Source organism: Fulvivirga aurantia (assembly GCF_009711475.1).
Taxonomy (GTDB): domain Bacteria; phylum Bacteroidota; class Bacteroidia; order Cytophagales; family Cyclobacteriaceae; genus Fulvivirga; species Fulvivirga aurantia.
The window spans coordinates 1-9,165 of the sequence record NZ_SMMD01000812.1 but is presented as its reverse complement, the minus strand read 5'-3'; the positions used below and the strand labels follow the sequence as shown (position 1 = coordinate 9,165).

The 9,165-nt window shown below is 37.6% G+C and carries 10 protein-coding genes; 3 read left to right on the top strand and 7 right to left on the bottom strand.

All coding sequences use genetic code 11. The annotated features are described in order from the left end of the window. A partial coding sequence (locus E1176_RS11160) for a peptidylprolyl isomerase (protein WP_155210691.1) occupies positions 1–1,225 on the top strand: 1,225 nt, incomplete at its 5' end. A 21-nt stretch (positions 1,226–1,246) separates the two neighbouring features. Further along, on the top strand, positions 1,247–2,221 hold the full coding sequence (locus tag E1176_RS11155) for an AAA family ATPase (protein ID WP_155210690.1): 975 nt from the start codon (positions 1,247–1,249) through the stop codon (positions 2,219–2,221). On the opposite strand, the gene E1176_RS11150 is transcribed toward E1176_RS11155, so the two are convergent. Genes E1176_RS11150 through cysC form a run of 6 tightly spaced genes read right to left on the bottom strand, consistent with a single transcriptional unit; the run spans position 2,218 to position 7,361 of the window. Continuing rightward, the gene (locus tag E1176_RS11150) at positions 2,218–2,670 is read right to left on the bottom strand and encodes a Rieske (2Fe-2S) protein (RefSeq protein WP_155210689.1); all 453 of its coding nucleotides are present in this window, start codon (positions 2,668–2,670) and stop codon (positions 2,218–2,220) included. The genes E1176_RS11155 and E1176_RS11150 overlap by 4 nt on opposite strands. After that, positions 2,657–3,520, bottom strand: coding sequence for a 3-hydroxyacyl-CoA dehydrogenase NAD-binding domain-containing protein (locus E1176_RS11145; protein WP_155210688.1), 864 nt, complete (start codon positions 3,518–3,520; stop codon positions 2,657–2,659). Before E1176_RS11145 ends, E1176_RS11150 begins: the two co-directional genes overlap by 14 nt. Beyond that, positions 3,520–4,548, bottom strand: coding sequence for a phenylalanine--tRNA ligase subunit alpha (gene pheS / locus E1176_RS11140; protein ID WP_155210687.1), 1,029 nt, complete (start codon positions 4,546–4,548; stop codon positions 3,520–3,522). Before pheS ends, E1176_RS11145 begins: the two co-directional genes overlap by 1 nt. Positions 4,549–4,551: 3 nt before the next feature. Next, entirely contained in the window at positions 4,552–5,832 is a 1,281-nt protein-coding gene (cysN, locus tag E1176_RS11135; protein WP_155210692.1) for a sulfate adenylyltransferase subunit CysN, read from the bottom strand. A gap of 22 nt (positions 5,833–5,854) precedes the next feature. After that, positions 5,855–6,760 (bottom strand): sulfate adenylyltransferase subunit CysD, encoded by a 906-nt coding sequence (gene cysD, locus E1176_RS11130; protein ID WP_155210686.1) that lies wholly within the window; start codon positions 6,758–6,760, stop codon positions 5,855–5,857. A gap of 7 nt (positions 6,761–6,767) precedes the next feature. Then, a complete protein-coding gene (gene cysC, locus E1176_RS11125) occupies positions 6,768–7,361 on the bottom strand; it encodes an adenylyl-sulfate kinase (protein ID WP_155210685.1) in 594 nt (197 codons plus the stop codon). A 96-nt stretch (positions 7,362–7,457) separates the two neighbouring features. Here cysC and cysQ point away from each other — a divergent pair, with 96 nt between their 5' ends. Continuing rightward, the gene (cysQ, locus tag E1176_RS11120) at positions 7,458–8,219 is read left to right on the top strand and encodes a 3'(2'),5'-bisphosphate nucleotidase CysQ (protein ID WP_155210684.1); all 762 of its coding nucleotides are present in this window, start codon (positions 7,458–7,460) and stop codon (positions 8,217–8,219) included. Here the strand turns inward: cysQ and E1176_RS11115 are convergent. Next, positions 8,216–9,165: MraY family glycosyltransferase (locus tag E1176_RS11115; RefSeq protein WP_155210683.1), on the bottom strand; the 950-nt coding region annotated here is incomplete at its 5' end. The genes cysQ and E1176_RS11115 overlap by 4 nt on opposite strands.

Here is a 9,165-nt window from a genome sequence, read left to right as displayed (position 1 = left end):
TAATTACATAGTGCTTAAATCTGATTTAGAGAGCACTTATATCAACTACCTTTCTAGCGGAAATCCTGCTACTCCAGACGCTAAGTGCCGAATATTAGGTCAGCTTATAAGTCAAAAACTAATGGTCGCAAAAGCAGAGATCGATTCTGTAATTGTAACTGATATAGAAGTTGAAAGTAGCTTAGACTCTCGTATGCAAGCTATTATATCGCAGTCTGGCGGCTCACAGGAACAACTAGAAGAGTATTACGGTAAGACTTTGGATGAGATAAAGGCTGACATTAGAGATGACATAAAACAGCAATTAATTGTGCAGAGAATGCAGGCTACAATTACCGAAGATATTAAAGTTACTCCTCAGGATGTGAGAAAGTTTTTTGATAAAATCCCACAGGATAGTTTACCTTATTTCAGTAAAGAAGTAGAGGTAGCACAAATAGTGAGAATTCCTGATATTGGAAAAGACCAAAAAGAAGAATTGAAAGAGAAGCTTAATGAAATTAGAGCCAAAGCCATAGCGGGTGAGAGTTTTGAAGAGTTAGCTAAAGAATATTCTCAAGGACCCAGTGCTAAATATGGAGGTAATTTAGGGTTTGCTCAAAGAGGGGTAATGGCTCCAGAGTTTGAAGCTGCTGCCTTGAAACTTAAAGCTGGTGAGATATCCAGACCATTTGAGACGCAGTTTGGTATGCATATCGTACAATTGCTAGAGCGAAGAGGTAACGAATACAATTCAAGGCATATATTGCTACAGCCTAAACCCTCTGAAGTAGATATAGAAAGAACTGTAAACTACCTGGATAGCCTTAAGACACAAATAGAACAAGATAGTATTTCATTTACCAAGGCTGCTAAAGAATATTCCGAGGATCAATTTACGGCAGGAAGAGGAGGCTTTTTTAGTGATAATCTTGGAGGTACCCGAGTTTCTGTAGAAGACCTGGATCCGGTGGTTTTCTTCGCTATCGACAGTATGGAAGCTGAAACCATCAGCAAGCCATTGACCTATAGAACTGATGATGGAAAACAAGCAGTGAGAATACTTTATTACAAGTCAAGTATTAAGCCTCATCAGGCAAACCTGAAAGAAGATTGGCAAAAAATACAAGCGGCTACACTGAATGAAAAAAAATCTCGAATACTCGATAGGTGGTTCAACGAAGCACGTGAAGATGTGTTTATTAGTATAGACGATGAGTATGACTATTGTGGAATATTAAATTAATCGATGACATAGCCATTATATATGAAAGAATTTAACTCAGAAGTAGAGGCAGCAGACGAATTACATCAGGCATTTAAAAAATTGACAGATGAGATTTCTAAGGTTGTTATCGGTCAAGATGATGTTGTAAGATTATTATTAACTTCCGTTTTTTGTCAGGGCCACTGCCTTTTGGTTGGGGTGCCAGGTTTGGCAAAAACATTATTGATTCAAACTATAGCTTCTGCTTTAGATTTAAAATTTAACCGTATTCAATTTACACCAGACCTGATGCCCTCCGACATTTTGGGTGCAGAAACACTGGATAAAGACCGAAATTTTAAGTTCATACCGGGCCCGATTTTTGGCAATATAATATTAGCAGACGAAATTAACAGAACGCCACCTAAAACACAGGCAGCTCTTTTGGAGTCGATGCAAGAGTATGCCGTAACTATAGCTGGACAGAAATATGAACTTGAAAAGCCGTTCTTTGTATTAGCAACGCAAAATCCCATCGAACAAGAAGGTACTTACCCGCTACCTGAGGCGCAGTTAGATAGGTTTATGTTTAACGTATTACTTGATTATCCTGCTTATGACAAAGAAGTGGATATAGTTAAGAGTACTACTGGTGATGATAAAATTGAGATAAAGCCTGTTCTGACGGGAGCAGAGATTTCATACTTCCAACATCTTGTCAGAAAGGTGCCAATCGCAGATAATGTAATAGAATATGCGGTGAGTCTTGTACATAAAACCAGGCCTAATACTGATAAAGCAGTCCAGGCTACAAATGATTATTTAGAATGGGGAGCAGGACCCAGAGCCTCTCAATATTTGGTCTTAGGTGCTAAGTGTAATGCATTATTAAGTGGAAAATATTCCCCTGATATAGAAGATGTGATTGCTGTAGCCAAGCCTACGTTGAGACACCGCGTAGTTCGTAATTTTAAGGCCGAAGCTGAGGGTGTTTCAGTAGATCAGATAATTGATCAGCTTGTAAAAAGTAATTAATTAATCGGCTGATCTGTAATTGTTAAAGTACGTCTTTCTTTAACAACTGTATATCGTCTCAAAGAGAATTGGGCAGGACCACGGGTGGGTTGTCCATCCTGGACAGAAAAAGTAGAGCCGCAACAATCGTCACGGAGGAACAAGTTGCTTTGGTCTACAATAACATTTGCACAAGCGTCATATGGTTGGTATGAACAATTCACTTCAAAAGCGTTGTAAGTAGAAGCATTAACTCTATACAAGATAATACCCCGCACCCCCTCGTTTAAAGTTACATGGCCTTGATCAATATTCAGATCTTGATATTGTGGTAAATCTAAGTTGACTACAACATCAGGAAACGCAGCTGGGGGTATTTCAGTCTCTAATATTTCATCATTACAGCCAATGTTGGAGGAAACAATAAAGGTTAAAGTTATTAGTATTAAGAAGTTTTTAATCGTAATCATAAAAACCTTTCCCTGTCTTTCTGCCGTGGTGACCAGCATCAACTTTTTGCTCCTGTATTCTGCTTGGTCTGAATTTACTATCCTGATGAAATGAATTAAACATAGACGTTGTCACCGAGAAGTTTGTATCAACACCAATTAAATCCATCAATCTAAAAGGCCCCATTTTAAAACCAGAAGACTCTATTAATTTATCAATAGTGGCGACATCAGCTACTCCTTCTTCAAGCACTTTAAGACTTTCTACGTAAAAGTGTCTGGCTACTCTATTTACAATGAATCCTGGAGAATCTTTGGCTTCTACTGCTACTTTTCCCAGTTGCTCTGCCAATTTCTTTGTTGTTTCAGCAACAATTGGATTAGTAGAGGCACCAGAAATGACCTCGACCAATTTCATAATATGTGCGGGGTTAAAGAAGTGCATACCTACAAACCTACCTGGATGAGTTAATGTAGCACCAATTTGAGTAATGGGTATTGAAGACGTATTGCTGGCCAGAATAGTATTAGGGGAGTTTATTTTTTCCAGCTGTGTAAAAACCTGCTGTTTTATGTCAAGCTTCTCTACTATAGCTTCAATAATGAAGTCACACACCAATTCATCATTGTCCGTTGTGAGTTGTAAGTTTTTAAGAGCTAAGTCTTTTTGCTCCTCAGTAACCTTACCTTTCCCTATACCTTTAGCTAAATTCTTTTCTATAGAGGTTTTTGCTTTATCTAATACCTTTTGATCTAGATCATAAAGAATGGTAGTATAACCGGCCATGGCTGATAACTGAGCAATACCGGCTCCCATTGTTCCGGCACCAATTACGCCTACCTTCTTTATCTGATCAAGTGTTAAACTCATTAGTGTAAAGTTCTAAATTGTTTTAAAAAGCGAACATCATTTTCAGTGTATAATCTTAGATCGTTAACGCGAAATTTGAGCTGGGCTATTCTCTCTATTCCCATTCCAAAAGCAAACCCGGTATATTCTTCTGGATCTATATTGCAATTGCTTAGCACATTGGGATCCACCATTCCTGAGCCGGCAATTTCAACCCAACCTGTATATTTACATAGTTGGCATCCATCTCCTTTACAAATCTGACACGATATGTCTATCTCGGCACTTGGCTCTGTAAAAGGAAAATAAGATGGTCTATACCTTACCTCTGTGTCCTTGCCAAACATTTCTTTAGCGAAATGATATAGAGTCTGCTTCAAATCCACAAAGCTTACTTCTTTGTCCACATAAATGCCCTCTACTTGATGAAATACACAATGTGCTCTTGCTGAAATTGCTTCATTTCTGTAAACCCTTCCAGGCATAATCGACCTAAAAGGAGGCTTGCCGCTATTCATCAATCGAGTTTGTACATTAGAAGTGTGAGTTCTAAGTAACATATCAGGATTTTTTTCAATGAAGAAAGTATCCTGCATTTCTCTAGCCGGGTGGTTTTCCGGAAAATTTAATGCTGTAAAATTATGCCAGTCATCTTCTATCTCCGGACCATCAGAAACATTGAAGCCGATTCTCTCAAAAATTCTGATAATCTCATTTCGTACATAGGTAAGCGGATGAACAGCCCCTAAGCTATTTCCTGCAGAAGGTAAAGTTAAATCCTCATGATCATTATCAGCAGCGCTATCTTTAGATTGCTCAAGGCCTGCAATCAAAGCTTTAAACTTCGATTGCGCAGCCTCTTTGAGTGTATTGATTTGCATTCCAAACGCCTTTTTCTCTTCGTTAGGAATATTTTTCATCTCACCAAAAAGCTCACCAATCACGCTCTTTTTGCTGATAAATTTCATTCTGTATTGCTCTAACTCATCTTGAGTTTGCGCTTTGAATGACTTTATTTCATCTAATATGTTCTCGACTTTCTCCTTCATAAATTAAATTATCATACCAGCACCAACTGTCTCATGAGTAGCTTCATCGATTAAAATAACACTACCGGTATTTCTATTTCTTGAGTATTTGTCGTAAAGTAACGGCTTGGTAACTCTCAAAGTCACTCTTGCGATGTCATTCATTCCTATATTTTTATCATCCTCCAGCCTATGAAGCGTGTTGATATCGACCTTATAATGAATGTTTTTAATCATGCATCGCGCATCGTTTGTTGTGTGTTTTAAAGCATACTTTCCATTAGGGATAATTGCTTTTTTGTTTAACCAACATAGCATGATGTCGACATCCTGACCTACTTCCGGGCGATTTTGATTTCTTACAATCATGTCACCTCTGCTTATGTCTATATCATCTTCCAGCTGCATGGTTACCGACATAGGAGCAAAGGCTTCATCAAGCTTACCATCGAAAGAATCAATACTTTTTATCTTAGAACTAAAGCCAGATGGAAGGACAACCACTTCATCGCCAGGCTTAAATACGCCACCTGCAATTCTGCCTGCATATCCTCTAAAATCATGGTATTTGTCAGAGTGGGGCCTTATCACCTGTTGAACAGGAAATCTACAATCGATATGATTATGATCGCTACCGATATGAATGTTCTCTAAAATATATAAAAGTGTACCGCCTTTATACCAAGGCATATTTTCAGAGCTATTCACCACATTATCACCCTTTAAAGCACTTAGAGGTATAAACCTGATATCTTTTACATCAAGTTTTGATGAAAATGACTCAACTTCAGACTTAATCTTTTGATAGCTTTTTTCATCATAATCCACCAAGTCCATTTTGTTAATACAAAAAACTACGTGTGGAATGCCTAATAGCGAAGCTATAAATGTATGACGATAAGTCTGCTCAACGACTCCTTTTCTAGCGTCAATGAGAATAACGGCCAAATTAGCCGTAGAAGCACCCGTTACCATATTTCTGGTGTACTGAATGTGTCCAGGAGTATCAGCAATTATAAATTTACGCTTAGGCGTGGCAAAATATCGGTAGGCTACGTCTATGGTTATACCTTGCTCTCGTTCATCCCTGAGGCCGTCAGTAAGTAAAGCAAGGTTTACATTGGCATCCCCTTTTCTTTTACTTGATTCCTCTATTGCTTCGTATTGATCTTCAAATATTGATTTAGAGTCATAAAGTAACCTTCCTATTAAGGTACTTTTACCATCATCTACGCTACCAGCAGTGGTAAAGCGTAAAAGCTCCATATCTAAATATCCTTTAGTATCTGTATGATTATCACCCATGGGTTTTGTTGAAATTTCTTCGTTAAAAATATCCTTGTTTCTTTCTGTCTTCCATAGCAGCTTCTGAACGCTTATCATCAGCTCTTGTGCCTCTTTCAGTGAGTCTTGAAGCAGCTACTTCTTCTATAATTGCTTCGAGATCTGACGCATTTGATGCAACTGCTCCGGTACATGTCATATCTCCTATTGTTCTAAAGCGAACAGTCTTCTTCACAGTGTGTTCAGAGTCTTTTTGAGAAATGTAATCACATTTAGCCATTATGGTACCTTCCCTTTCAAAAACTTCTCTTTCATGAGCGAAGTAAAGACTAGGGAGTTCCAATCCTTCCATTAGAATATATTGCCAAACATCCATTTCCGTCCAATTGCTAATTGGAAAGACCCTAAAGTTTTCTCCAAAATTTTTCTTTCCATTAAATAAGTTCCATAATTCAGGGCGTTGATTTTTTGGATCCCATTGGCCAAACTCATCTCTGTGCGAGAAAAAACGTTCTTTGGCTCTGGCTTTTTCCTCATCTCTTCGAGCACCACCGAGACACGCATCAAATTTATATTTCTCAATAGTGTCGAGTAGGGTTACGGTTTGCAGTCCATTTCTGCTAGCATTATACCCTTTTTCCTCTACAGCTTTTCCTTCATTAATTGATTCTTGAACTGAACCTACAATAAGCTCTGCTCCAATTTCAGAAACGAATTTATCTCTAAAAGCAATTGTTTCAGGAAAGTTATGCCCTGTATCAATATGCACTAGAGGGAATGGAACATTTGAAGGGAAAAATGCCTTACGTGCTAGATGAGCAACAGTAATTGAGTCCTTTCCACCTGAAAATAAAATTGCAGGATTTTCGAACTGAGAGGCTACTTCTCTAATTACATAGATGGCCTCAGCTTCAAGTTCTTTTAAGTGAGTTAAGTTGTACGATTTCATTAAAAGATTAAATCTTTATTTTCTCAATAATTTTAGTGACTAGAGTTTCTAGACTTTTTTCGATACTTTCCTTTTCCGTATCAATAACGATATCTGGATTATTTGGCTCTTCAAAAGGTGAACTTATACCAGTAAAGTCTGGTATTTCACCTTTACGAGCTTTAGCATAAAGGCCTTTTACATCTCTTTGCTCACAGACTTCTAAAGGACATTTTATAAATACTTCGCAGTATTTTTCTCCTATAATATCTTTGGCCATTTGCCTAATCTCAGTCGTTGGGCTTATCAACGAGCAAATTGTTATAACCCCATTCGACACAAAAAGTTTAGACACTTCAGCGGCACGTCTTATATTTTCAATACGATCAGGTTGACTAAAAGACAAATTATTATTAACCCCTGTTCGGAGATTGTCACCATCTAGTAAAGCGGTTAAGAATCCTCTTTGATGTAAAGTCTTTTCCAAGCCCTCGGCTATAGTGCTCTTTCCAGAACCGGAAAGTCCAACCATCCATACAACTATGGATTTTTGCTTTAATAAATTTTCCTTCTTTTCTGTACTTAAAATGGTATCAAAAATGGGGTGTATATTATCAGACATATTGCTATTTTGAACGGCAAAAATACAATTAATTAAATGAAATTATAAAACAAAAAGGCATTCCATGTAGTTTTGTTTTTTTTAACCAATCTATATATGAAATTAAATAAACAAGCAATACTTGATATCACTCGTGATGCAGGAAAAGCCATTCTGAAAGTTTACCAAAAAGCTGATTTTTCAGATGTTGTATCTTATAAGGATGATAACTCTCCACTAACTTTGGCTGATGAAGCTGCTCATAAAGTAATTGTCAGTAAACTTTCTGAGTTGTATCCAGATATTCCAATCATTTCTGAAGAAGGAAAGGACATTGATTATAATGTCAGAAAGGATTATGATATGTTTTGGCTTGTAGACCCTTTAGATGGTACCAAAGAGTTTATCAACAGAAATGGTGAGTTTACGGTAAACATTGCGCTTATTGATAATGGAAAGCCAGTAGCAGGCTTTATATACACACCAGTTTTAGACACATACTATTATGGTATAAAAGGTGAGAGTGCTTATAAAATCACAAAAGGTGAAGAAGAGTCAATAAGTGTAAATAACAAGGATAAAGAAAGAGTTGCCGTAAGAAGTAAGTCACATGCTTCTCCAGAGGAAGAGGATGTTCTTGAGAAATATAATGCGGTTGATAGTATTTCGGTAGGTAGCTCCCTCAAATTTTGCATGGTTGCTGAGGGTAAGGCTGATATTTACTACAGACACGGACCTACCATGGAGTGGGACACTGCTGCAGGCCAAGCTATTTTAGAAGCCGCAGGTGGAGTTGTACTAAAAAATACAGGCCCTGAACCATTTACTTACAATAAAGAAAATCTATTAAATAGTAGTTTCTTAGGCCTAGGATTCTAACCTCTTTTGAGTCTTCTTATTATAAGGTAATCTAATAATAAACTTAGACCAGTAGATAAAACTAAAATAATCGGTAGCATAAGGTTGTCTTCCAATTCTCTGAATTGGATGGCAACTAATATGTAAAATACATTAAGTGCACCTAGAGCCAGCGCTGTTTTAGAATGCCCCATTCCCAATCTCATGAGTGCATGATGCATGTGATTTTTGTCTGGAGTGAATGGGCTTTGTTTTTTCCACAGCCTAAGAATAAAAATTCTAAGTGTATCAAAGAGCGGTATGATAATCACGCATACAGCTGTTGTAACCGAAGATTCGAATTTATAAACGCTATTATCTGGTAGGCTGTAATTATGATCTATGAAGTAAATGGCTAATACTGAGAACAGAAAGCCTATAACCAAAGCACCTGTATCACCCATAAAAATTTTTGAAGGCTCCCAATTAAAGCTGAGAAATGCGACTACTGCACCTGCCATGCTAAATGCCAAAAGTGAAATTAATGGCTCCTCAATCAGAAAAAACCAAGTGCCGAAAGATACAAGTACGATCGTGGCGATCGTTCCTGCCAGACCATCTAAACCATCAATCAGGTTAAATGAGTTTGTAATGACTATAATCGTAAAGATACTTAAAGTCATACCAGCCCAATTTGGCAAGCTTTCTATTCCAAACAGTCCGTACAAAGAGTGAAGTTGAACGCCTGCTAATTTCACGACAATAATTGCTGCTACGATTTGTCCGATAAGCTTGTAAAGTGGTCGGAGCGCGACTATGTCATCACGCATACCAATAAAGAAAATTATTGATATTGAAGCTAGTATGTATTTATAGCTTTGAACATCATCAAAAGGCATCCAAATAAGAAGAGCAGCGAAAAAACCTAGGAAAATGCCTATACCACCTAAAGAAGGAGTTCTTTTTTTATGGATTTTCCGCCTTCCAG